19 protein-coding genes are annotated in these 24,290 nt (G+C 32.6%); 13 read left to right on the forward strand and 6 right to left on the reverse strand.

Annotated elements, in window-relative coordinates; genetic code table 11:
• Positions 1-555: 555 nt before the first annotated feature.
• Together FLP_RS10340 and FLP_RS10345 are read right to left on the reverse strand one after the other, a co-directional pair.
• Entirely contained in the window at positions 556-1,200 is a 645-nt protein-coding gene (locus FLP_RS10340; RefSeq protein WP_065449446.1) for an endonuclease III domain-containing protein, read from the reverse strand.
• 48 nt (positions 1,201-1,248) lie between these two features.
• On the reverse strand, positions 1,249-2,115 hold the full coding sequence (locus tag FLP_RS10345) for an alpha/beta hydrolase (RefSeq protein WP_065449447.1): 867 nt from the start codon (positions 2,113-2,115) through the stop codon (positions 1,249-1,251).
• Positions 2,116-2,240: 125 nt separating this feature from the next.
• Between FLP_RS10345 and FLP_RS10350 the strand changes: the two genes are divergently transcribed.
• From FLP_RS10350 to FLP_RS10375, 6 genes are all read left to right on the forward strand, one after another.
• Positions 2,241-3,668: a glycogen synthase gene (locus FLP_RS10350; protein WP_065449448.1), complete on the forward strand. Its 1,428-nt coding sequence runs from the start codon at positions 2,241-2,243 to the stop codon at positions 3,666-3,668.
• Positions 3,658-4,938, forward strand: a complete 1,281-nt coding sequence (locus tag FLP_RS10355) for a glucose-1-phosphate adenylyltransferase (RefSeq protein ID WP_065449449.1) — start codon at positions 3,658-3,660, stop codon at positions 4,936-4,938. Before FLP_RS10350 ends, FLP_RS10355 begins: the two co-directional genes overlap by 11 nt.
• A 73-nt stretch (positions 4,939-5,011) precedes the next feature.
• On the forward strand, positions 5,012-6,916 hold the full coding sequence (gene glgB / locus FLP_RS10360; RefSeq protein WP_065449450.1) for a 1,4-alpha-glucan branching protein GlgB: 1,905 nt from the start codon (positions 5,012-5,014) through the stop codon (positions 6,914-6,916).
• A 203-nt stretch (positions 6,917-7,119) separates the two neighbouring features.
• Positions 7,120-9,519: a glycoside hydrolase family 31 protein gene (locus tag FLP_RS10365; RefSeq protein WP_065449451.1), complete on the forward strand. Its 2,400-nt coding sequence runs from the start codon at positions 7,120-7,122 to the stop codon at positions 9,517-9,519.
• Between the two features lie 86 nt (positions 9,520-9,605).
• A complete protein-coding gene (locus FLP_RS10370; protein ID WP_065449452.1) occupies positions 9,606-10,418 on the forward strand; it encodes a M48 family metallopeptidase in 813 nt (270 codons plus the stop codon).
• Between the two features lie 174 nt (positions 10,419-10,592).
• Positions 10,593-11,912, forward strand: coding sequence for an MFS transporter (locus FLP_RS10375; RefSeq protein WP_065449453.1), 1,320 nt, complete (start codon positions 10,593-10,595; stop codon positions 11,910-11,912).
• An 85-nt stretch (positions 11,913-11,997) separates the two neighbouring features.
• On the opposite strand, the gene FLP_RS10380 is transcribed toward FLP_RS10375, so the two are convergent.
• From FLP_RS10380 to FLP_RS10395, 4 genes are read right to left on the reverse strand one after another with little or no spacing between them, the layout of a single operon-like run.
• Positions 11,998-12,729: a head GIN domain-containing protein gene (locus FLP_RS10380; protein WP_065449454.1), complete on the reverse strand. Its 732-nt coding sequence runs from the start codon at positions 12,727-12,729 to the stop codon at positions 11,998-12,000.
• Between the two features lie 43 nt (positions 12,730-12,772).
• Positions 12,773-13,831 (reverse strand): DUF4097 family beta strand repeat-containing protein, encoded by a 1,059-nt coding sequence (locus FLP_RS10385; RefSeq protein WP_065449455.1) that lies wholly within the window; start codon positions 13,829-13,831, stop codon positions 12,773-12,775.
• Positions 13,815-14,357, reverse strand: coding sequence for an anti-sigma factor (locus FLP_RS10390; protein WP_065449456.1), 543 nt, complete (start codon positions 14,355-14,357; stop codon positions 13,815-13,817). Before FLP_RS10390 ends, FLP_RS10385 begins: the two co-directional genes overlap by 17 nt.
• A gap of 4 nt (positions 14,358-14,361) precedes the next feature.
• Positions 14,362-14,943 (reverse strand): RNA polymerase sigma factor, encoded by a 582-nt coding sequence (locus tag FLP_RS10395; protein WP_065449457.1) that lies wholly within the window; start codon positions 14,941-14,943, stop codon positions 14,362-14,364.
• Positions 14,944-15,138: 195 nt separating this feature from the next.
• On the opposite strand from FLP_RS10395, the gene FLP_RS10400 reads away from it, so the two are divergent.
• From FLP_RS10400 to FLP_RS10430, 7 genes are all read left to right on the forward strand, one after another.
• Positions 15,139-16,146: a DUF6252 domain-containing protein gene (locus FLP_RS10400; RefSeq protein ID WP_065449458.1), complete on the forward strand. Its 1,008-nt coding sequence runs from the start codon at positions 15,139-15,141 to the stop codon at positions 16,144-16,146.
• 248 nt (positions 16,147-16,394) lie between these two features.
• Complete coding sequence (gene lon, locus FLP_RS10405) at positions 16,395-18,848, forward strand: endopeptidase La (RefSeq protein ID WP_065449459.1); 2,454 nt, start codon at positions 16,395-16,397, stop codon at positions 18,846-18,848.
• Between the two features lie 250 nt (positions 18,849-19,098).
• Complete coding sequence (gene porQ / locus FLP_RS10410; protein WP_065449460.1) at positions 19,099-20,118, forward strand: type IX secretion system protein PorQ; 1,020 nt, start codon at positions 19,099-19,101, stop codon at positions 20,116-20,118.
• Positions 20,119-20,122: 4 nt separating this feature from the next.
• Entirely contained in the window at positions 20,123-20,722 is a 600-nt protein-coding gene (locus tag FLP_RS10415) for a murein L,D-transpeptidase catalytic domain-containing protein (protein ID WP_065449461.1), read from the forward strand.
• A 266-nt stretch (positions 20,723-20,988) separates the two neighbouring features.
• Positions 20,989-21,681, forward strand: coding sequence for a (d)CMP kinase (cmk, locus tag FLP_RS10420; protein WP_065449494.1), 693 nt, complete (start codon positions 20,989-20,991; stop codon positions 21,679-21,681).
• Between the two features lie 69 nt (positions 21,682-21,750).
• A complete protein-coding gene (locus FLP_RS10425) occupies positions 21,751-23,127 on the forward strand; it encodes a nucleoside permease (protein WP_065449462.1) in 1,377 nt (458 codons plus the stop codon).
• An 88-nt stretch (positions 23,128-23,215) separates the two neighbouring features.
• Positions 23,216-23,935 carry a hypothetical protein gene (locus FLP_RS10430; protein ID WP_123921665.1) on the forward strand — a complete coding sequence of 240 codons (720 nt, stop codon included), beginning with the start codon at positions 23,216-23,218 and terminating at the stop codon, positions 23,933-23,935.
• The last annotated feature ends 355 nt before the right edge of the window (positions 23,936-24,290 follow it).

Below are 24,290 nucleotides of genomic sequence, written 5' to 3' on the forward strand. Positions count from 1 at the left end.
AGGTTTTTTTTATTGTCTGTACTGCTGTCTTTATTAAGGCCGCAAAGGCTGTTCGTTGCGCACTTTGCGTAATCCCTTGCGTTCTTTGCGGTTAAATAACAGTTTATTTACATGATCTCCTCTGAAAGTAAAAACTATGAGGTACTATATATTGGAATTTGGGATTTAGAAGTTGGAATTTCCTTTGAAAATAATACTTCCTTTTTACCGTAAACTGCGTTAGGGATGGGAGCGATATCCTTTTGCGACACACTACACTTCTGGCAAAGCAATCTAAAACGTCTCTCGCAAAAGATTTAGCGGACAGCCCGGCCCGGAGGGAAACGCCCATAAATCTCATATTTAAAAATAAAATATTTTAATTTTGAAATAAAGGCTTATTTTTAGATCTAAATTTATTCGATCATTAAATAATATTATTTGTTTTTTATTTTCATAATCGTTTTGTAACACACAGAAACGATAGAGATTTTTTTTAAGGTTTTAATCAAAAAGATATTGAGAAAATACAATCTGTATGTTCATCTAAAATTTTGATTGATACAAGAAAAAAAATTAAATTACTTGTGTTAAATAATAATGGCAAATATCTGCCAATAAACATTCTTCGCATTTTGGTTTTGGCCTGCAAATTTCTCTTCCTAAAAAAGAAATTGCCATTCCGATTTCTGACCATATTGATTTTGGTAAGACTTGCATTAAATCTTTTTCGACTTTATTTCCATCTTTACTTTCTTTTATTATGCCAATTCTTGGTGCTACACGTATTACATGCAAATCGGCAATAATGCCTTCTGCGGGGTTTCCGGTTTCTCTTATGATAACATTTGCAGATTTTCTTCCTATTCCTTTTAAGGCTGTTAGTTCTTGCATGGTTAGAGGAATATCTTCATCATTTTTAATGGTTTTGGCAATTTCCATGAGCCAACCTGCCTTTGTGGGATAATTTCGGACTTTACTTATGTAAGGAATAAAGGTTTCGGTATCTGTTTTTGATAAACTTTTAAGTGTTGGAAATTTCGCAAATAATGCCGGTGCAATTTTGTTGATATTAGCATCAGAATCCTGAGCAGATAAAACCACCATAACTAATAATTGATAGGCATTTTGATACTCCAGTGGATGTTTTTTTCCTTTATATTCTTTCAAAATGGGTTTTAATTTAGTCTCCCAATCTGATGTTTCTCCAAATAAATCCATTTTTTTTGTATTAAAAATTATAACTATAAAACTGCAACTCTCACAAAATTAAGTAGTTTTGATGAAATCTAGGATTTTTTTTATAACATTTTGATTTCCAAGGATCTTTCTGTGTCCAAGGCCTTCTGTTAGAAAAAGATTTCCGTTTTGTAAGTGTTTATGAATATGAATCCCAGCTTTTACGGGAACTTCGGGATCATCTTTGTCATGGATCACCAGAACAGGAATTTCAATTTTTTGTGCTGCCCTATAAGCTGAGAAATCATCCATTTTTAACTGGTATTGATTTTCGAAATGATCACGTAATCTGTCACTAATTTCGGTTTTTAAACCTAATTTCGAAACAAATTCTTGCAGAATATCGTGTACAATATCTCCACTGCCAATAATAATAGCTTTTTTTACCTTTAAGCCATCTTTAATTGCGTTTAAAACTGACATTCCACCTAAGGAATGCCCAATTGCAATTTCGAAAGGACCGTATTGTTTTTCTATCTCTAAAATCGAAGCGATAAACTCAGACATTATAGTTGTTTTTCCTTCAGATTTTCCGTGTGCAGGCGCATCAAAACTTATGGTCGAATATCCATTTTGTAAAAGTTCGTCGGCTATTTTAAATAGTTGCGTCCCACGACCTGACCAGCCATGAACTAATAAGACTTTCTGTTCACTTTTTCCGTATTTGTAGGTAGTAATACTTTTGCGAATCGCAGGGATAAAAAAAGTATTCTTAGTGCTTTTTTGATCCATTTCCAGCTCGCGTTTTGGAACCTTATGTTTTACTGGTGTTGTAAAAAGCTTTGCTGCAAATCTGGTTACCAATTTAGGTGATATAAAAGCGAGTAATTTGCTGGATAGTATGATAACCTGTGGAATTTTTAAAGATTGAGTAGGATTCGTCGCCTTTTTTGCCATATAAATATTTTTTTTCTGAAGCCTTAATTGTACTTATTTTTTCCTAAATTTAGGAAACATAAAAGTAGCATTTTAATGTGTGCTTATTAAAAAAAATAATTCGCAATTAGTTTATAAATTTTCACATGGAAATATTTCATATCAGTGCTGAGTGTTATCCTATGGCAAAAGTTGGCGGTTTGGCTGATGTTGTTGGCGCACTGCCAAAATATCAAACGAATGCCGGTCATGAGGTTCGTGTTGTTGTTCCTTGTTACGATACAAAGTTCAAAAATGAAAATAATTTTGAATGTGTTCACTGGGGAACCGTAAAATTAGGAAGTTTTGATTTTCCGTTTAGTGTCTTAAAGGAAACAACAAATAAGCTTGGTTACGAATTATATCTTATAGAAATTAAGGAATTATTTGACCGACCAAATGTTTACGGATATGAGGATGATATTGAACGTTTCTTTTCGTTTCAGATTGCAACCCTGGATTGGATTGCTGCCCGTAAAAAAGTTGCGAATATTATTAATTGTCATGACCATCATACCGGACTGATTCCGTTTTTGGTTAAATATGGTTATAAATATGAGAGTCTAAGAACTGTAAAAACAGTAATTACTATTCATAATGGTTTGTACCAAGGCTGGTTTGGTTTTGATCAATTGCATTATTTACCAGAGTTTGATTTAATTCATGTTGGATTTTTAGAATGGAATAATTCTCTAAATTCTTTGGCGGTAGGAGTAAAGTGCGCACATGCAGTTACGACTGTTTCGCCAAGTTATCTGGATGAAATTAATGTCTCAGCAAATGGTCTGGAATCGTTGTTTAATTCGGTTAGAGACAAATCAAAAGGAATTTTAAACGGAATTGATTTTGAAGTCTGGAATCCGGAAAAGGACCAAATGATTGCCGAAAATTATTCGATTGAAACTCTGGCATCTGGTAAAGAAAAAAATAAGAAAAATTTATGTGAGCAATTTGATCTCGATCCTACGAAACCTTTATTTAGTTTTATTGGACGTTTGTTCGAAGAAAAAGGAGGAGACTTATTACCTCAGTCTTCGGCTTTGGCGTTATCTGAAAATTTTGAAAATATCAATATACTGATTTTAGGATCAGGGAATGCACAAATAGAAGAACAATTGCTTCAGCTAAGAAATGATTACAATGGTAATTACAATGTGTTTATTGGTTACAATGAAGAATTGGCTCATTTAATTTACGCAGGTTCTGATTATATTTTAATGCCATCAAGAGTTGAACCTTGCGGATTGAACCAAATGTATGCTTTGCGTTACGGAACTGTACCAATTGTGAGAAGAACTGGCGGACTGCGCGATACTGTAATTGATTTTGGGGATAACGGAAACGGGATTTGTCATGATCAGGCTTCGGTTGGAGATGTTTGTTATTCTATAAATCGTGCTGTAGGACTGTACGATGATAAATTAAATTTTAATACAATAAGAAAAAAAGGAATGGCGATTGACCATTCATGGGAAAGAGTTTGCCAAGAATATATTGAAGTATACAACCTAATAATTGAGAAAAATGAAGTTTAAAAAGAAAAATGTAGTTGCTATTATTTTAGGAGGAGGACAAGGATCACGTTTGTTTCCGTTAACAGAAACCAGATCAAAACCAGCAGTTCCAATTGGTGGAAAATACCGATTAGTTGATATTCCTATTTCAAATTGTATCAATTCGGATATTTTTAAAATATTTGTTTTAACCCAGTTTAATTCAGCATCTCTCAATGCGCATATCAAAAACACTTTTAATTTTAGTATTTTCAGTCAGTCATTTGTAGATATTTTGGCGGCAGAACAAACTCCGGATAACCCAACATGGTTTCAGGGAACTGCAGATGCTGTTCGCCAATGTATGTCGCATTTTTTGAAACACGATTTTGACCATGCTTTAATTCTTTCAGGAGATCAGTTGTATCAAATGGATTTTAATGAAATGCTCGAAGCGCATATTGCAGCAAATGCGGAAATTTCTATTGCCACATTACCTGTAAATGCTAAGGACGCCCCTGAATTTGGAATCTTAAAAACTTGTCATGAAAGTTATGTAGAAGCTTTTATAGAGAAACCTGATGCATCGCTTTTGCCTGAATGGGAATCGGAAGTAAGTGAACACATGAAGGAAAAGGGTAAAAATTATCTGGCCTCGATGGGAATCTATATTTTTAACCGTCAGTTATTAGAAGATTTAATGGCCGATCCGGAAACAAAGGATTTTGGTAAAGAAATTATTCCACAAGCCGTAGGCAAACATAAAATTTTGAGCTACCAATATGAAGGATATTGGACAGACATTGGAAATATTGAATCCTTTTTTGAAGCCAATATTGGTTTAACGGCAGATATTCCTGAGTTTAATTTATTTGATAACGACAATAAAATTTTCACCAGACCAAGATTATTACCGCCATCAAAATTTAGAAATTCGGTTATCAATCAATCGTTAATTTCTGAAGGTTGTATCATTAATGCTAAAGAGATTAAAAGTTCTGTAATTGGCATTCGATCCAGAATAGGAGAGGGAACTGTGCTTGAAAATTGCTATGTAATGGGGAACGATTTTTATCAGGATTTGGATGAAATGAATCATGAAAGCAGTATCAATAAAATTCACGTAGGAATAGGAGAGAATTGTTTTATAAAAAATGTTTTGGTAGATAAAAACGTTCGTATAGGAAACAATGTTCACATTAATGGAGGTAAACATTTGGACAATTTTACAAATGAATTATACAGTATAAAGGATGGTATTGTCGTGATAAAAAAAGGAGTTGTATTATCAGATAATTTTAGAATTGAATAAATTTTTTGAAAAAAATAATATAAAAGCTCCAAAACTATAATAAAAAGTCCACATTCCAATTATAAAAACAAATATGAATAAAGTTATCACGCATTCTCTTTTCACTGATTTTGATATTGATTTATTCAAAGCAGGAAAACACTTCAAATTATATGAAAAATTAGGAGCACATTTAGTTGAAGTTAACGGAGTAAAAGGCGTTTACTTTGCAGTTTGGGCACCAACGGCTCAATCTGTTTCGGTTGTTGGTGATTTTAATTATTGGACACAAGGAGAGCATTTATTGCAGGTACGTTGGGATTCTTCAGGAATTTGGGAAGGTTTTATTCCAGGCATCGAGAAAGGTACACTTTACAAATATAAAATTCAATCAAATATAAATGGAGCTATAACCGAAAAAGCAGACCCTTTTTCTTTATACTGTGAAAAACCTCCTCACACAGCTTCGGTTGTTTGGGATTTAGATTACAATTGGAAAGACGAAAAATGGATGCAATCCCGTCAAAATAATAATGGTTTAGATAAACCTTATTCTGTTTATGAGGTACACTTAGGTTCATGGAAGCGTGGTGAAAACAATAGGTTTCTAACTTATTTAGAACTAGCAGAGGATCTGGTAAATTACGTAAAGGAAACAGGCTTTACGCATGTCGAATTTATGCCAATTATGGAATATCCTTATGACCCGTCGTGGGGATATCAACTGACAGGATACTTTGCACCAACTTCAAGATTTGGGAAGCCACAGGATTTTATGGTTTTGGTTGATAAATTGCATCAGGCTGGAATTGGAGTAATTTTAGACTGGGTTCCTTCGCATTTTCCTGACGATGCACATGGCTTAGGCTTTTTTGATGGTTCACATTTATACGAACATCCTGATCGTCGAAAAGGCTATCACCCGGATTGGAAAAGTTTGGTTTTTAATTACGGACGTAATGAAGTTCGAGCTTTTCTAATTAGTAATGCCGTGTTTTGGCTACAGCATTATCATGCTGATGGTTTACGCGTTGATGCAGTGGCGTCGATGTTGTACCTTGATTATTCGCGAAATGAAGGGGAATGGGAACCGAATATTTTTGGTGGCAGAGAAAATCTTGATACGATTAGCTTTCTTAAAGAGTTTAATGAAGTTATCTATGCTAATTTTGATGGAGTTCAGACTATTGCAGAAGAAAGTACTTCTTTTCCAATGGTTTCGAGACCCACTTTTACAGGAGGTTTAGGTTTCGGCATGAAATGGATGATGGGATGGATGCATGATACTCTAAAATATTTCCAGAAAGAAACTGTTTATCGAAAATACCACCAAAATGATTTGACATTTTCGATGACCTATGCTTTTACAGAAAATTTTATGCTTCCGTTTTCGCACGATGAAGTTGTATACGGAAAAAAATCTATTGCCAATAAAATGCCTGGCGACGAATGGCAAAAATTTGCGAATTTAAGATTGTTGTACGGTTATATGTTTACGCATCCCGGAACCAAATTGCTTTTTATGGGATCTGAATTTGGACAAAGTGATGAATGGAATTTTGAGAAAAGCCTTGATTGGCATTTACTTCAATACGATTATCATTCAGGAATTAAAAAAGTAATTACAGATTTGAATAACTTATACAAAACACGCCCTGCTTTATATGAAAAGCAATTTACAGGGGAAGGTTTTGAATGGATTAATTATTCTGATCATCAAAATGCAGTATTGTCCTATATTCGAAAGGGAAATAATCCTGATGAAAATTTAATTGTGGTTTGTAATTTCACGCAAGTGGTTCGGGAGAACTATAGAATTGGAATTCCGCAGAAAGGTAAACTACAGGAAATTTTTAATAGTGATGCTGCTATTTACGGCGGAAGTGGATTGGGTAATGGCGGTACTTTAAAAATTGAAGAACTCGCTTACGATGGAAGAGATTTTTCTGTTGAATTACTTTTGCCTCCATTAAGTGTCGGCGTTTATTCTTTAGTATAAAAAACAGTTTAATATTTAATATGTTAATTTATCAATTTAAGGTTTTAAAATTACTGAATTGATTGTTTTTTGACGTGTAATTTAAGACTCATTCAAAAAAAACGTTTTCGTGAATAAACCTTATATTAATATAGGTTTTTATGCTTTTTTTGTATGTTTGAAAGCGAGAGATTAACGTTATTATAATTAATTCATTCAGCGATATGATTACAAATACATCATTAGAATATAAAGGCGATTTATATCCTTCAAAAATCGTATCATTTGAACATGAAGGCGATTCTATTTTTTTTAATACAGATAACAATGTAATCTTAAAAGTAACTGTTCTTAGAGACAGTTTAATTCGGTTTCGCTTTACAACAAAGGGTTATTTCAGTAATGATTTCTCCTATGCTATTGATAAAACGCAACTTCACGGTTATAATTTTCTAGAACTTACAGAAGAGGAGACTTATTTCCAGATTAGAACCAGTAAAGTAAAATGTAAAATCCAAAAGGCAGATCTTCGTTTATCAATTTATGATTTAAACGATCTTTTGATTCTTGAAGATGAACTTGGTTTTCATTGGGAAGAGAGTTACGAATATGGCGGGAATATTGTAAAAATGAGTAAATCATCCAAAGATGGCGAATGTTTTTACGGACTAGGTGACAAAGCAACTCAAATGAATTTGAAAGGCAAAAGATTAGAAAATTTTGCTACCGATCAATATGCTTACCAGAAAGATCAGGAACCATTATATAAAGTAGTTCCGTTTTACATAGGTTTACACAACAAACAATCTTACGGTATTTTTTTTGATAATACTTTTAGAACTTTTTTTGATTTTTGTCAGGAAAGAAGAAACGTTTCAAGCTTTTGGGCAGAAGGTGGTGAAATGAATTACTACTTCATTTATGGCCCACAAATGCAGGATGTAGTTACGACCTATACTGATTTAACGGGTAAACCGGAATTACCACCGCTTTGGGTTTTAGGATATCATCAATGTAAATGGAGTTATTATCCTGAAAGTAAAGTAAAAGAAATTACATCAAAATTCAGAGAACTTAAAATTCCTTGCGATGCTATTTATCTGGATATTGATTATATGGAAGGATTTCGATGTTTTACCTGGAATAAAAATTACTTTCCAGATCCAAAACGCATGGTGGCAGAACTGGCAGAAGATGGTTTTAAAACTATTGTAATCATTGATCCCGGAATTAAAATAGATAAAGATTATTGGGTATATCAGGAAGCTTTAGAAAAAGATTATTTCTGCAAAAGAGCCGATGGACCTTATATGAAAGGTAAAGTTTGGCCAGGTGAATGTAATTTTCCTGATTATACAAATCCCGTAGTTAGAGAGTGGTGGGCAGGATTATTTAAAGAATTAATTTCAGATATAGGTGTAAAAGGTGTTTGGAACGATATGAACGAACCAGCTGTTATGGAGGTTCCCAATAAAACGTTCCCAATGGATGTTCGTCACGTTTATGACGGAAACCCTTGCAGCCATAGAAAAGCACATAATATTTATGGCACACAAATGGCCAGAGCGACTTACCATGGTGTAAAGCGATTTACGTATCCAAAACGTCCTTTTGTTATTACCAGATCAGCATATTCAGGCGCACAACGTTACACTTCATCCTGGACCGGTGATAATGTCGCAACATGGGAACATTTATGGCTTGCCAATATTCAGGTACAAAGAATGAGTATTTCCGGAATGGGATTTACAGGTTCTGATATTGGAGGATTTGCAGAACAGCCAACAGGAGAATTGTACGCGCGTTGGATACAATTAGGTGTTTTTCATCCGTTTTGCAGAACGCATTCATCCGGAGATCATGGTAATCAGGAACCTTGGGCTTTTGATGAAGAAGTGATTAATATTACCCGAAAATTTGTGAGTTTACGTTATCAGTTATTGCCGTACTTATACACGATGTTTTGGCAATATATTGAAGAGGGAATTCCGATGCTGAAACCATTGGTTTATTACGATCAGGAAGATACACAAACACATTATCGAAACGATGAATTCATCTTTGGAAATCAAATATTAGTATGCCCAATTCTTGAACCTAATGCTGTAGGTAGACGTATGTATATTCCAAGAGGTGAGTGGTATAACTATTGGAATAATGAGTTATCAACAGGAGGAAGAGAGGTTTGGATTGATACTAAATTTGATGAAATCCCGGTGTTTGTAAAAGCAGGTGCAATAATACCAAAATATCCCGTTCAGCAATATGTGGGCGAACTTGAATTTGATGAATTAACGCTGGATCTTTACTTTAAAAACGGGAAAGAAAAATCAGTAGTTTATGAAGATGCTCAGGACGGTTATGATTATAAAAAAGGACGCTACAGTTTTTTATCTTTTAGAACAATTGGTAAAGAAAAAGAATTAATTGTACAGCTTCATAAAGAGGGAAAATTTGACACACCTTATTCAAAATATAAAATCAACTTAATTGGATTACCATTTAAAGTAACAGAAATTGAAATTGATAATGAAATCATCGCTTTTGATAAAATAGCATTCGAAGAAAATCATTTTTTAATTGTTGATAAAGAGTTCAGTGAACTTCATATTAGCGGTGAATAAGTAAATTCTGATAAAATTTCACGTAATTATATAAAATAAAAAATATTTAAAATTGTATTTTTGTTTGTGTTAAAAAATTAAAAATCATGAAAAAATATCTATTATCAGGAATTTTTGCAGCTGTTTTAGTTGTAGGATGTGCAACTAATCCTGTTACAGGAAAGAAAAATTTGAACTTCGTTTCGAATAGTGAATTGTTTCCTTCTTCATTTCAGCAGTATAGCCAGTTTATATCTGAAAACAAGGTAATAACCGGGACAGCAGATGCTAAATTAGTAGAAGCTGTTGGATTTAAAATTAAAAAAGCGGCAGAAAAATATTTAACTTATTTGGGGCAAGCTCAATATTTAACCGACTACCGTTGGGAATACAAGCTGGTAGATAATAAAGAAGTTAATGCATGGTGTATGCCCGGAGGTAAAATTGTAGTTTATTCGGGAATTTTGCCGGTGACACAAAATGAATCTGGTCTTGCTACCGTTATGGGGCATGAAGTTTCTCACGCATTAGCCAATCACGGTGCTCAAAGAATGAGTGCAGCTCAATTACAGCAAATTGGCGGAGCAGCATTAGGAGCGGCAACAAGTGGAAAATCAGAATCAACTCAGCAAATTTTTGCTCAGGCTTACGGACTTGGATCTGAAGTAGGAGTAATGCTTCCGTTTAGCAGAAGTAATGAAACAGAAGCTGATAAAATAGGACTGACACTTATGGCAATTGCAGGCTACAATCCGGATGATGCAATTGCATTCTGGACAAGAATGTCGGCAAAATCAGGAGCATCAGGAACTCCCGAATTTATGAGTACTCACCCTGCTGATGCTACAAGGATTGCTAATTTGAAGTCGTTAATTCCTGAAGCAAAAGCTACAGCATTAAAAGTTGGTATCGTCAGATAAAGAACGATTGCTTAAAAAGATAATTAAAAAGCTATTCACCGCGGTGAATGGCTTTTTTTTATGCAATACAATCTTTTAAATTGTTTATAATTTAATAATACATGATTTATCAAATTTCTATTTGATTATCATAAAAATTAGATAAATTCGTAACCTGTTAACAAAACCATTTCTATGAAAGATTTACAAAAGGGAGATAAAAAATTATTAAACGCCTGGGCTTTTTATGATTGGGCAAATTCTGTTTATACGCTTACAATTGCATCAGCAGTATTTCCTATTTTTTATGAAGCCCTATTTGCAGAACGTGATCATTATATTGATGTTTTTGGCATGCACTTAAAAAATTCAGCTTTAATTAGTTTTATCACAGCTACAGCATTTTTAGTGGTTTCTTTTATATCGCCATTATTGTCCGGTATTGCCGATTACGTAGGTAATAAAAAAGCATTCATGAAGTTTTTCTGCTATTTAGGAGCTTTATCGTGTATGGGTTTATATTGGTTTGATTTAGATAATATTTATGTTGGTTTGGCTTTTTACTTTTTTGGATTATTGGGATATTGGGGGAGTTTAGTCTTCTATAATTCTTATCTGCCAGATATCGCTTTTGAAGAACAGCAGGATAAAATTAGTGCCAAAGGATATTCGTTGGGATACGTAGGAAGTGTTATTTTATTGATTATTAATTTAGCCATGGTCATGAAACCAAAGCTTTTTGGAATTACCGGAACAGATAGCGAAGCCGCCATGAAAGCAATGCGATATTCATTTATAATGGTGGGTGTTTGGTGGATATTATTTAGTCAGTATACTTATTATTATTTACCAAAAGGAAGAAAAGAAAATGGACAAAAACTAACAAAAGCCGTAGTATTTAATGGATTTAAAGAGTTAAAAAAAGTTTGGGCATTACTACAGCAAAATATACCTTTAAAACGTTATTTAGGAGGCTTCTTTGTTTCAAGTATGGCTGTACAAACCGTTATGCTTGTAGCAACTTATTTCGGGGCTCAGGAAATTCAATGGTCATCTAAAGAAGAAGGAACTATTGGGTTGATTATTTGTATTTTAATAATACAATTAGTGGCAGTTGTTGGAGCAATTTTAACATCAAGAGCTTCTTCGAAATTTGGAAATATTCCAACGCTTATCGGTATTAATATTATTTGGGCAGTTTGTTGTGGATTAGCCTTTTTCGTTACTTTACCAATCCATTTTTACGTCATGGCCACAGTTGCAGGATTTGTAATGGGAGGAATTCAGGCTTTATCGCGTTCGACTTATTCAAAATTATTGCCGGAAACAGAAGATACAGCATCGTTTTTTAGCTTTTATGATGTTGCAGAAAAAATAGGAATTGTAATTGGAATGTGTCTATATGGTATTATTGACCAAATAACAGGAAGTCCTCGTATAGCTTTCGATATTTTAGGCATTTTCTTTGTAATAGCAATTTTTCTACTAAGAAGGGTACCAAAAAAGGCACTTTAAATTAATAAAGTGCCTTTCGGGGGATTTAATTTGTCTTAAACGAGACAATTGATTTGATTGATGATCGTATTTTAAAAGATCTTTATTAAGCTTTTGTTATACTTCCTGAACCGGAAACTTTTACATCTCGTTTTTCAGGATTTCCTGTGTATTTAATATCACCGGAACCTGCTATTCTTGCTGTTAAATTTTCTGCACAGTTAACACGGCTGTTACCAGATCCTGAAACATTTGCATCAACATTTTTAGCTTTCAAATTTGTAGCTTCAATATTTCCTGATCCTGCAAGTTTGGTGGTTAAACTATCTGAGCTTCCTTTTAAATTGATATTTCCGGATCCGCTTAAATTTAATTCTAAATTAGTTGAGTTTACTTCAAGGTTAAAGTTTCCTGAACCCGCTAATTTTGCTGTAAATTTATCGCTTTTAATAACATTTTTAGACTGAACATTTCCTGAACCTGCCAGACTTACTTCTGATATTTTTTCGAAAGGAACAGTAACTTCAATTTTTTTACCCATGCTTGGTCTGATATTGGTGCCTTTTTCAACGTAAATTTTTAAGACATTATCTTCGACTTCCACTTTTATAGCCGAAACTAAATTTTCTTCTCCTTTAATAATGATTTTACCTTCTTTTCCTGCAACCAAATCTACATCAAATGAGCCTGCTACCCTTACTGCATCATAATCTGATGTTGTTCTTGTTTCAGAAACAACTTTCCCGTTTCCTTTAATTTTATTATTTGACCATTGTGCATTTCCAACAGAGCTGATTAATAATGCGCTAAATACGAATAGTTTAAAAGTTTTTTTCATTGTTCGATTGTTTAATTGTTGTTTTGATTGATTTATGATTCGATTATCTTTTAGTTAGAATTATGTTTCCGTAACTAGAATTAATGATGACTTTATTTTGTCCTTTTTTCTTATTATATCCACTTATTCTTTTTGTATTACTTTTAATTTCGCTAACCAAAACCTCCAAAGAGCTGTCATTTTTGATGCTTCCGTATCGTGTATTAATATCAAAGTCAAAAGAGTAGTTTGCATCATAACCCAGAGCGATATTGGTATATCCTGTATTAATGTTAACATTTTTAGATTTTTCATTCATTGATTCTACATTTATTTTAGAGTAGGTAGCATCAATATTCAGGTTGTTTAAAACTTCTGCAATAGATATGGTTACATAATTACTGCTGCCCACAAGTGAATTTATTTTTTGAAATTTAAAACTACCATAGTTTCCTTTGCATTTAATATTTTGACCTTCCTGCAATGAAACATCCGTATAATTTGCATCAACATTTAAGTTGCCGGACTCATTTATTTTTATTCCTGAATAACGTGCTTCAATATTTCCGCTTTTAATGTAGTCAATGCTTGAGTTCTGACTGTATCCAATTTCTATTCTATTGCTGTCTCCATTAAGTTTACCCAATATGATTTTACCATATTTACATGAAATATCAGTTGTAGATTCTAAAGTTAGTGTAGTGATATTACCGTATTTATTATTGAGCTTTACGGTTCCGTTTTTCGGAATTTTTATCACATAGTTAATTTCAAAACTATTGCTGCTTCCTCTGCTTTTTAGAGAAGAATTTCCAATGTTGGTAATCGCTGAAACCATAGATTTCAAAGCATTAATATCTACATCGATACTGTTTAGTCTTTCGTTTACCCAATTTTCATTTCCGCCAGAAACTTTAATAGTGATATCCAGGTCAATTTTGTTTTCATCCCAGGTACTTACAGTGATGTTGCCGTATTTGTTCTCAATATCAATTCCTGCATTTGAATTTACTATATAGGTTTTTTTGATGTTTTTTTCTTTAGAAATAAAAGTGTCATCATTTGAGAATCCTAAAAAAGGAATCAAAATGAATAGAATAAGTATGTTATAATGTTTTTTCATCAGTTGTATTTTTAAATTTTTCGTTTTCTTCAATTCTCTGTAAAACCGTTTGTAAAAAAGAGATTCGGGTTTGCAGATTGCTGATCATAGCGTAAATGATTTGTTTGTTTTCACCATTTTTTTGCACTTCCTTTATAATCTTTGCGTAATCTGCATCAAAAACTTTCATTTGTTTTAAGGCATCATTAATGATTTGCTCATTTTCCGGCGAACTTTTTTCTTTTAATTTAATTAATTCATTATCAATTAAAATGCTAAAAATAGAATCGGTTCTTTGGGTTTCCTTAGAAGCGAATTTAAATTCCTTGGGTTTTTCGATATTATTGTTATTATAAAATAGAGACACTCCTAACAATATTACAATTGATGCAGCGATTGCCCAAACAGCGTGGTTCTTTTTCTTAGGTTGTTTTTTATTTAATTTATTTAAGAAATCAACCTGATGGTCAGCGTTCATTCTTTTTACATCCCATTGATTTTCAAATTTTTCAAATAATTGATCTAAATCGTCATTTTCCTTTTTCATATATCTAAAATTTATTTTTTAGGAGTGAATCTGTTATCGCTTCTAATTTTTTTCGTAAACTTTCTTTAGCTCTGCTTAGCGTTGTTCTGCAATTGGCATAACTGATGTTTAAAATTTCGCTAATTTCTTCCTGGTCATAACCTTCAATATAAAAAAGAGTTAAAACCATGCGATAGTTGTCTTTTAAGCTTAAAATAGTATCTAAAACTTGTTTCACTTTAAGTGAATTTAGATCGATACTTTCAGAAAAGAAACTGTCGTTTTCTTCAATTTTATATAATGTCTTGCTTAGATCTTCAACCTGAAAGGCATTATTTTTTTTATAAAAATCAATACTATAATTGATAATTATTTTCTTTAACCATGCTCCAAAAGCCACTTCTTGTTTGTAGTCGTTAATTTTTGTAAAAGCCTTAAGAAAACCTTCCTGCATGACGTCCTGTGCAAAATGTTCGTCTTTTACAATACGGTAAGCCACATTGTACATAGCTTTACTGTAACGATTGTAAACTTCAAATTGTGCCTTTTGATTGTTTTCTTTACAAAGCGCGATTAATTCTTCGATATTTTGGTTAGTTATACTCAAGTAATGATTGCTAGTTTTTAATAAGGACGGTGCTTTTTTTGGTTTGTTACAGTTTTGCTAAAAATAATTTTATTTTTTTTCATAATAACTTTATTAATCTGATTATGTTAAAAATTATAGTTGAAAGTAATGCTTTGTGTAAGATTTTTTATTTAGTTTTAGCAAAAATTAAATTTTGTATTAAATTAAGAATTCATGAAAAAAAATTACGTTTTATTTCTTTTGCTTTTTGCTTTAGGGATATCTTTTACATCTTGTACTAAAGACTTTGAGGATGGGCTAAATTATAATAATGGCAATCAGGAGGCTGGTAGCGGAAACGGAAATAATCCAGCCGGCACAGGAGTTTTTAAAGCAACTGTAGGAGGAAATGCTTTTGTTGCTAATAGTTCAAGCGCCATTGTAACAGATAATTTTGTACTTATAGCAGGAATTAGAACATCGAATAAAGATGTAATTCAAATAACTTTGCCAAGTAATAAAGTAGGAACTTATACATGGGCAAATAGTGAAGATGATGGCGAAAAATTTGTGTTGTCTTATGGTTCAGCGACTGATGAAAATCCATTTATAAGTGCATCAAACGAAGTTGCAGAATTTTTTGGAGTAAAAGATTATACTGATACGGCAATTGTGACAATTACAGCAGTAGATAAAACTAAAAAAACAATTTCAGGAACATTTCAATTTACAGGTTTTAGAGATTTAGGTGATGATAAAACCGAAACCAAAATAATTACAAATGGTTCTTTTGCGAATATACCTTATACAGAAAATGCACCTGTAGATGAGTCTGACGGTTTTTTGAATGCAAAAATAGATGGCGTTGATTTTGCTGAAAACGATATTGATGTAGCGAGTGTAAGTTCAAGTGGTGTTTACCCTTATTATAGCATAGTAGGAGTAAAGAACGGAGGCAGTGATGACAGTGTACTTATAGGTATTAGTCAATCATATGGTGTTGGTACTTATCAGGCTTCGAGTGTTACATTGAATGGAGGTGGAGAGGAACTTGTAAATGTCGCTAATGCATCTTGTATTTTAGATGATCTTTTGTATACTACCGAATCAGGATCGCTAACCATTACTTCAAAAACAGCAACAAAAATAGAAGGTACTTTTAATTTCGTTGTTAGTAATTTTACTACCGGTAAGAAAAAAACAATTACAGGCTCTTTTGCTATCAATACAGACGATTTGTAATAATAAAAATACTAATTACATTAAATCCACCTTTGTGTGGATTTTTTTTTGGTAGTACAATTTGATTTTACTAGATTGGCTACCTTAAATAGATCTATCATAGCTCATTTTGGCATAGTGATTGTCTATTTTAATGATCTGTGTTGTAAATGAAGAGCTTAGAATGTTTTTATTACAAATGAAACTATCTAACACTACATTTGCAGTTAGTACTAAAATTTTAATGACAAAACGACTTATATATTATTATGTCAAACCATAAAATACTCACCATTGACAATCTGTCACTTCAGGAATTTGACTCAGAAGCAGAATTAATTCCATTATTAACTCCAGAAGACGAAGAGGAAATGAACAATGAAGAGCTTCCTCTTTCATTGCCTATTTTACCTTTACGTAATACTGTTTTATTTCCGGGAGTTGTTATTCCTATTTCTGCAGGGAGAGACAAATCGATTAAATTAATAAACGATGCTAATGCCGGCGGAAAAATCATTGGAGTAGTTTCTCAAATTAATGAAGAAGACGAAGATCCATCAAAAGATGATATTCATAAAATAGGAACAGTAGCAAGAATTTTACGTGTTTTAAAAATGCCTGACGGAAATGTTACCGTTATTTTGCAAGGAAAAAAACGTTTTGAAATAGACGAGGTTACTTCAGAGGATCCTTATATAACTGCCACAATCAAAGAAGTGTCAGAAGAACGTCCTGAAGAAAATGATACTGAATTTACAGCAATTTTAGATTCTGTAAAAGAATTGGCTATTCAGATTATAAAAGAAAGTCCAAACATTCCTTCAGAAGCTACTTTTGCAATTAAAAACATCGAAAGCCAATCATTTTTAATCAATTTCGTTTCTTCGAATATGAATTTATCGGTAAAAGAAAAACAAGGTTTACTATCGATAAACGGATTAAAAGACAGGGCGCTTGAAACCTTACGTTATATGAACGTTGAGCTTCAGAAATTAGAATTGAAAAATGACATTCAGTCAAAAGTTCGTTTTGATTTAGACCAGCAGCAACGTGAATATTTCCTTCATCAGCAAATGAAAACCATTCAGGAAGAATTGGGAGGCGTTTCGCAAGAGGAGGAAATGGACGAAATGGGACTGAAAGCGAAAACCAAAAAATGGGACGAAAAAACGCAAAAACATTTCGAAAAAGAATTATCTAAAATGCGTAGAATGAATCCTCAATCACCTGATTTTGGAATCCAGCGTAATTATTTAGAGTTATTTTTAGAATTGCCTTGGGGTGAATATTCTAAAGATAAATTCGATTTGAAACATGCTCAGAAAATATTAGATAAAGATCATTTTGGACTTGAAGAAGTTAAGAAAAGAATGATCGAACACCTTGCTGTATTAAAACTTCGTAACGATATGAAGTCGCCAATTATATGTTTAACAGGACCTCCGGGAGTTGGTAAAACATCTATTGGCCGCTCAGTTGCAGAAGCTTTAGGCCGTGAATATGTGCGTATTTCGTTAGGTGGCTTACGTGACGAAGCAGAGATTCGCGGACACAGAAAAACATACATTGGTGCAATGCCAGGCCGAATCATTCAAAGTTTAAAGAAAGCCGGAACATCAAATCCAGTTTTTATTTTAGATGAGATTGATAAACTTTCAAGCGGAAATAGCGGAGATCCTTCTTCAGCTTTATTAGAAGTATTGGATCCGGAGCAGAACAATGCTTTTTATGACAATTTCCTTGAAATGGGATATGATTTGTCTAAAGTGATGTTTATAGCTACATCAAACAATATGTCGACTATTCAGCCGGCTTTGCGTGACAGAATGGAAGTCATCAAAATGTCAGGTTATACTATTGAAGAAAAAGTAGAAATTGCAAAAAGACACCTTTTTCCTAAACAGTTAGAAGCACACGGATTAACAGCTAAAGATTTAACCATTGGTAAAAAACAATTAGAGAAAATCGTAGAAGGCTATACACGTGAATCCGGTGTTCGTAACTTAGAAACTAAAATTGCTCAGGTAATTCGTAATGCTGCAAAATCAGTTGCGATGGAAGAGGAGTATAATAAAAAAGTAACGGATGATGATATCGTAAAAGTTTTGGGCGTACCAAGATTAGAGCGTGATAAATACGAAAACAATGATATTGCAGGAGTTGTTACAGGATTAGCCTGGACAAGTGTTGGCGGAGATATCTTGTTTATCGAGTCCTTAATTTCCGAAGGTAAAGGTTCATTGACCATTACAGGAAATTTAGGTACAGTAATGAAAGAATCAGCTACAATTGCTTTAGAATATATTAAAGCAAACGCTAAGAAATTAGGTTTGGATGTGGCATTATTTCAAAAATATAATATTCACTTACACGTTCCTGAAGGTGCAACACCTAAAGATGGGCCTAGTGCGGGTATTGCAATGTTAACTTCTTTGGTTTCTCTATTAACACAAAAGAAAGTTAAGAAAAGTTTGGCCATGACAGGTGAAATTACGCTTCGTGGAAAAGTTTTGCCAGTTGGCGGAATTAAAGAAAAAATCTTAGCAGCAAAAAGAGCTAATATTAAGGAGATTATCTTGTGCTACGAAAACAAAAGTGATATAGATGAAATAAAAGCTGAATATTTAGAAGGTTTGACTTTTCATTATGTAAAAGAAATGAGTGAAGTTCTTGCTTTGGCTTTGACTGATCAAAATGTTAAAAATGCAAAACAATTGAAATAAAATTTTCAATTGTAAATTCCAATTTTTTGAAAATCCAAATTCCAATCTGATCAAATCAGTTTTGGAATTTGGATTTTTTATTTAATTTATTTCCACTTACAACTGGAATTTGGAATTTTTTTATTGGAATTTCCCTCTAATTTGGCATTAGGATTTTTTTTCTTGTAAAATAAATTTATTTATTTTTTATAAGTTATATAATTTTATCTTCGCAGTTGCGTTATTCCCATATAGGATTCGCCCCAAAAGAATGTTGAAACGATTTGTTTTACTTTTATTTATGTTAATTTGCTCCGTTTCATTCGGACAAGTAGGAGGGCGTTACACTTATCAGTTTCTTAACTTAACGACTTCACCAAGGCAGGCAGCGTTAGGCGGAAAAAATATAACGATTTATGATGAAGATGTCAATCAGGTGATGTCTAATCCAGCAGCTTTAAACGGAGATATGGACAATCATCTTGCAATGAATTACGGTAATTACTACGGAGAAGCCTCTTACGGAACTGCTTCGTATGCTTATACTTATGATCGACATGTGCAAACTTTTTACGCCGGAATAAGTTATGTAAACTATGGTTCATTTGACGGTTACGACGAAAATGGTCAGGCAACCTCAGATTTTACGGGGAGTGAAGGCGCTCTTTCCTTGGGTTATGCTTATAATATTCCTTTTACCGACCTGCATATTGGAGCTAATGCAAAGCTAATAACTTCTACTTTAGAAAGTTATAATTCTATTGGTGGTGCAATTGATGTGGGAATTATGTATGAAATTCAAAAAAATAATGTAAATTTGGCCCTGGTATTTCGAAACATTGGAACACAGTTTACAACATATTCAGGAATACAGGAGAATTTGCCCTTTGAAATCATTGCTGGTGTTTCGCAAGAATTAGAACATGTTCCTATTCGTTGGCATCTTACGTTAGAGAATTTGCAACAATGGAATATTTCTTTTTCGAATCCCGTTCGTGGCGAAACCAATATTGATGGGTCAACAAGTAACGAGAAAATTTCGTTTGTAAATAATGCTTTGCGACATGTTGTTTTTGGACTGGAACTTTTTCCTAAAAAAGCATTTAATTTTCGTTTAGGGTATAATTTTAGAAGAGGAGAAGAATTAAGAATTGATGAACAACGTAATTTTTCAGGCGTTTCATTAGGGTTTGGTTTAAAAATGAATAAGTTAAAGTTTAATTATTCGTATTCAAGATATACATTGGCAGCTAATACAAGTCTTTTTGGTCTAATTTTAAATTTTCAATAATTATATGAAAATATTCAGTTTGTTTTTGTTCATGACTGTAGGGTTTTTTACGGGTACAAAGCACTACTATAAAAAAGAAGTTATGTCTACTCTTGAAGTAGAGAGAATGAATACCAGAATAGGTGAAATAAAAAACATGATTAGTATTGATCCTAAATACAATACTAAAATTGCTTTTTTTGTTGATATGAGAATACCCTCAGGCAAAAATCGTTTTTTTGTTTATGATCTTGTCAATAATAAAATTTTAGATCAGGGTTTGGTAGCTCACGGTTCAGGATCTGAAACCGGAATAAAAGGAAGCTTAAGATTTAGCAATACACCAAATTCAAACTGCACTGCTTTAGGAAGATATTCTATAGAAAATTGCTATAAGGGAGGATTTGGAAAATCTTATAAACTAAATGGTCTGGACGAAACAAACAATAATGCTTTAAAGAGAGCTATCGTTTTGCATTATTACTCAGCAGTTCCTTATGAAGAACAAGATTATTATATTAGTAATAGTCATGGATGTCCAATGGTAAACGAACAATTTTTTAAAAGAATTGAAAAAATAATCGACAACTCAAAGTCGAAGATTATTTTGGATGTTTACTATTAAAAACTAAGTCTGGCAACAAATAAAAAACAAACTTAGGTTGAATAATATTATTATCAGTAAATATTTTTTTACTGATAATTTTTTTTGCGCTTGTTTTAAATCTTCTCTTTATTAAAATTTAATGAAATACTATATTTTTATTTTCACTTCTATTCAATAGTGTTTTATATTCGCAGAATGTTTTGAATGTACAATGAAATAGTGTGCTGAGAAAGATTGAATTTGTACAGCAAAAGCATAAAATAAATTTAATTAAAATAAAAAAATTGAAAAAAATTACCATTGCAATTGATGGGTTCTCATCAACAGGAAAAAGTACTTTAGCAAAACAATTGGCAAAAGAGCTGGAATATGTTTATGTAGATACCGGAGCGATGTATCGTGCAGTTGCTTATTTTGCAATGCAAAATCACTTTATTGGAGCTGATTTATTTGATAAAAAGGCTTTGATTGAAGCTTTGCCTAAAATTCAGTTAGAATTTAGATTTAATGCTGATTTGGGTTTTGCTGAAATGTATTTAAACGGAGAAAATGTTGAAAAACCAATTAGAACCATAGAAGTTTCTAATTTTGTGAGCAAAGTAGCAGAAGTTTCTGAAGTGCGTTCTAAATTGGTAGAACAGCAACAGGAAATGGGAACTAATAAAGCGATAGTTATGGATGGTAGAGATATTGGTACGGTTGTTTTTCCGAGTGCCGAACTTAAAATTTTCATGACTGCCAGTGCAGAAACCCGCGCGCAGAGACGTTTTGATGAATTACAGCAAAAAGGGGATAATGTTTCTTATGAAGATGTTTTAAAAAATGTAATGGAAAGAGATTATATTGACACACATCGCGAAGATTCTCCTTTGATTATTGCCGACGACGCTATAGAAATAGATAATTCTTACTTAAATAAAGAGGAACAATTTGCCGCTGTATTAGAATTGGTAAATGATGTTGTTAAAACCATTTAATTTTTTGTAGATATTATTTTTAATGGTAGTTTTACCACTTCATTTTTACTAAAAAGACAATTTCATCATATGGGAATTAAAAACAGGTTGATTATAATGAGCTTTCTTCAATTTTTTGTTTGGGGAGCCTGGCTTATAACAATTGGAAATTATTGGTTTGGAACTAAAAATTGGGAAGGAACCCAATTTGGTCTTGTCTTCGGAACCATGGGAATTGCTTCTTTATTTATGCCCACACTTACCGGAATCATTGCAGACAGATGGGTAAATGCTGAAAAATTGTACGGATTACTGCATATATTTTATGCTGTGGTTTTATTTGGTATTGCACAAGTAACGACACCGGATAATTTTATATATGTAATGTTTGCTGCAATGTGCTGTTATATGCCAACAATTGCGTTAAGTAATTCGATATCATATACTTCGCTAAAATTAAATAATAAAAATATAGTAAAAGATTTCCCACCCATTCGTGTTTGGGGAACTATTGGTTTTATTGCTGCCATGTGGATTACTAATTTAAGTGGAAGTAAAGCAACTGAATATCAATTTTACATTGCCGGGGTTGGAGCCTTAATTCTTGGAATTTATGCTTTTACCTTGCCAAAATGTAAGCCACAGCGCCTTACGAAAGAAGATGCTACATTGACAGAAACTTTAGGTTTAGAAGCTTTTAAGCTTTTTGGAAATTATAAAATGGCTTTGTTTTTTGTGTTTTCTATGTTTTTAGGAGGTGCATTACAATTAACAAATGCTTACGGAGATGTATTTTTGGATGAATTCAAACATTTTCCTAAATATGCCGATTCTTTCGTAATTAAATATTCGACTATTATTATGTCGATCTCTCAGGTATCTGAAACTTTATTTATTTTGGCGATTCCGTTTTTCTTAAGACGTTTTGGAATCAAACAGGTAATGTTGATTAGTATGTTGGCTTGGGTTTTACGTTTTGGATTATTTGCGTTTGGAGATCCGGTAACCGGATTATGGATGATTATATTGTCTTGTATCGTTTACGGAATGGCATTTGATTTCTTTAATATTTCAGGTTCGTTATTCGTAGAAAGTAATACAGATTCTAAAATACGTTCGTCTGCACAAGGGTTGTTTATGATGATGACCAATGGAGTAGGAGCGGTTTTAGGAAGTTTGACTTCGGGTTGGGCAATTGATCGCTTCTTCACAAAGTCATTTAGTAATACTACAGAATTAGCCGGATTTTTAGAAACAGATAGTACAAATTCTAAAATGTTGGATTTTGTAAAAGGCCAGGGGAATTCAATTTCTACTGATGGAATATTTTCAAATCCTATTTTAATGAAAGACTGGCATACGATCTGGTTGTCGTTTGCAGCTTATGCTTTGGTCATTGCGATTGCTTTTGCTATTTTATTCAAACATAAACATGATCCAAAAGAAATAGAGAGTTTGAGTCATTAATATATATTTAAAATCCCGTTTTCGATTGTATTGAAAACGGGATTTTTATTTTATATGTATATTTGATTTTATATGTCAATAGTATAATATGCAAAATAAACACAATTCAATTCCAACTTTTAAGGCTGTTAGTTCAAAACCAATATTGTTTCTGAATGTTATCTTTGGCATATTTTGGGTGTTTTTTGTATTGTTCTTTCTTATAGGATTACTATATGTTATCATGAGTTCTCCTCAAGATCTTGGATTGAACGTAATAGCAACAGTAATTCTGTTTTTTATATTTCTAATTGCATTATCCGGTATAGTTGCATTAGTGATTTATTCAAGAAAAAAAATGTCTACCACAACTATAATCGATGAAAGAGGAATTAGATATTTAAACACATTTAATAAAAGAGTTATTAAGGATTTGCCCTGGAGTAGTTTTGCTAAAAGAGAAAAACCGGAGGATGTTTTCGAATCTACTAAATATGATGTTATATCGACAACGCCTTTTAAATCTTTTTACGATCAGTTTTATTGGCCGGTTTTGATTGATAATAAGGTAGCAATTCATAATGATGCTTTTCTAGGAAGGCATTTTTTTGTAATGTTTTATGCCAACCGTTTAGAGTTAATCAGAACTTTTTTACTGGGAGTTGCCCATTATAGACCTGATATTACGGTAGATCCTATTGTTTTCTCGAATCATTATATTGATCCTAAAACTTATAATATTGACTATCGCCAAAGAAATTTAATTAGAATTTTGGCTGTTTTATTTTGTGTTTTAGTTTTAGGGCTTATTTATTATTTTGTAGATTAACTATTAAAGGAAAAAAGCTCATTCTCTAAACTTTAAACCTTAATTGAAGTTTTAAAGTTTTGCAAGAGAATTATAGATTTTGAAATCAAAATTTCTTAAAAGCGCAACACCTCTAATCTAGAGCCCCGATAGAGTGGATATCCTTTTATGGTGGGGTTCACCATAAAAGATAGGAGTGAAAGCTGGACTTGAGGTCTTGAAAATCCTTAAATTTGCTGCTTCTGAACAATACACTGATAATCATTTAGAAATGTTTTGCTATTACAAATAAATGTATTAATTTTGCAAACCTTTTGGCAGAGAAGAGTTTCCTTTAGGTATCAACTATTTATGTAAAACAACTTCTGTTTTTTCT

The sequence above is a fragment of the Flavobacterium piscis genome (assembly GCF_001686925.1).
In the GTDB taxonomy this organism is placed as follows: Bacteria; Bacteroidota; Bacteroidia; order Flavobacteriales; family Flavobacteriaceae; genus Flavobacterium; species Flavobacterium piscis.

Coding starts and splice junctions, on each gene's coding strand:
- FLP_RS10340 (WP_065449446.1), bottom strand. CDS start 1,200: ATGGATTTATTTGGAGAAACATCAGATTGGGAGACTAAATTAAAACCC.
- FLP_RS10345 (WP_065449447.1), bottom strand. CDS start 2,115: ATGGCAAAAAAGGCGACGAATCCTACTCAATCTTTAAAAATTCCACAG.
- FLP_RS10350 (WP_065449448.1), top strand. CDS start 2,241: ATGGAAATATTTCATATCAGTGCTGAGTGTTATCCTATGGCAAAAGTT.
- FLP_RS10355 (WP_065449449.1), top strand. CDS start 3,658: ATGAAGTTTAAAAAGAAAAATGTAGTTGCTATTATTTTAGGAGGAGGA.
- glgB (WP_065449450.1), top strand. CDS start 5,012: ATGAATAAAGTTATCACGCATTCTCTTTTCACTGATTTTGATATTGAT.
- FLP_RS10365 (WP_065449451.1), top strand. CDS start 7,120: ATGATTACAAATACATCATTAGAATATAAAGGCGATTTATATCCTTCA.
- FLP_RS10370 (WP_065449452.1), top strand. CDS start 9,606: ATGAAAAAATATCTATTATCAGGAATTTTTGCAGCTGTTTTAGTTGTA.
- FLP_RS10375 (WP_065449453.1), top strand. CDS start 10,593: ATGAAAGATTTACAAAAGGGAGATAAAAAATTATTAAACGCCTGGGCT.
- FLP_RS10380 (WP_065449454.1), bottom strand. CDS start 12,729: ATGAAAAAAACTTTTAAACTATTCGTATTTAGCGCATTATTAATCAGC.
- FLP_RS10385 (WP_065449455.1), bottom strand. CDS start 13,831: ATGAAAAAACATTATAACATACTTATTCTATTCATTTTGATTCCTTTT.
- FLP_RS10390 (WP_065449456.1), bottom strand. CDS start 14,357: ATGAAAAAGGAAAATGACGATTTAGATCAATTATTTGAAAAATTTGAA.
- FLP_RS10400 (WP_065449458.1), top strand. CDS start 15,139: ATGAAAAAAAATTACGTTTTATTTCTTTTGCTTTTTGCTTTAGGGATA.
- lon (WP_065449459.1), top strand. CDS start 16,395: ATGTCAAACCATAAAATACTCACCATTGACAATCTGTCACTTCAGGAA.
- porQ (WP_065449460.1), top strand. CDS start 19,099: ATGTTGAAACGATTTGTTTTACTTTTATTTATGTTAATTTGCTCCGTT.
- FLP_RS10415 (WP_065449461.1), top strand. CDS start 20,123: ATGAAAATATTCAGTTTGTTTTTGTTCATGACTGTAGGGTTTTTTACG.
- FLP_RS10425 (WP_065449462.1), top strand. CDS start 21,751: ATGGGAATTAAAAACAGGTTGATTATAATGAGCTTTCTTCAATTTTTT.
- FLP_RS10430 (WP_123921665.1), top strand. CDS start 23,216: ATGCAAAATAAACACAATTCAATTCCAACTTTTAAGGCTGTTAGTTCA.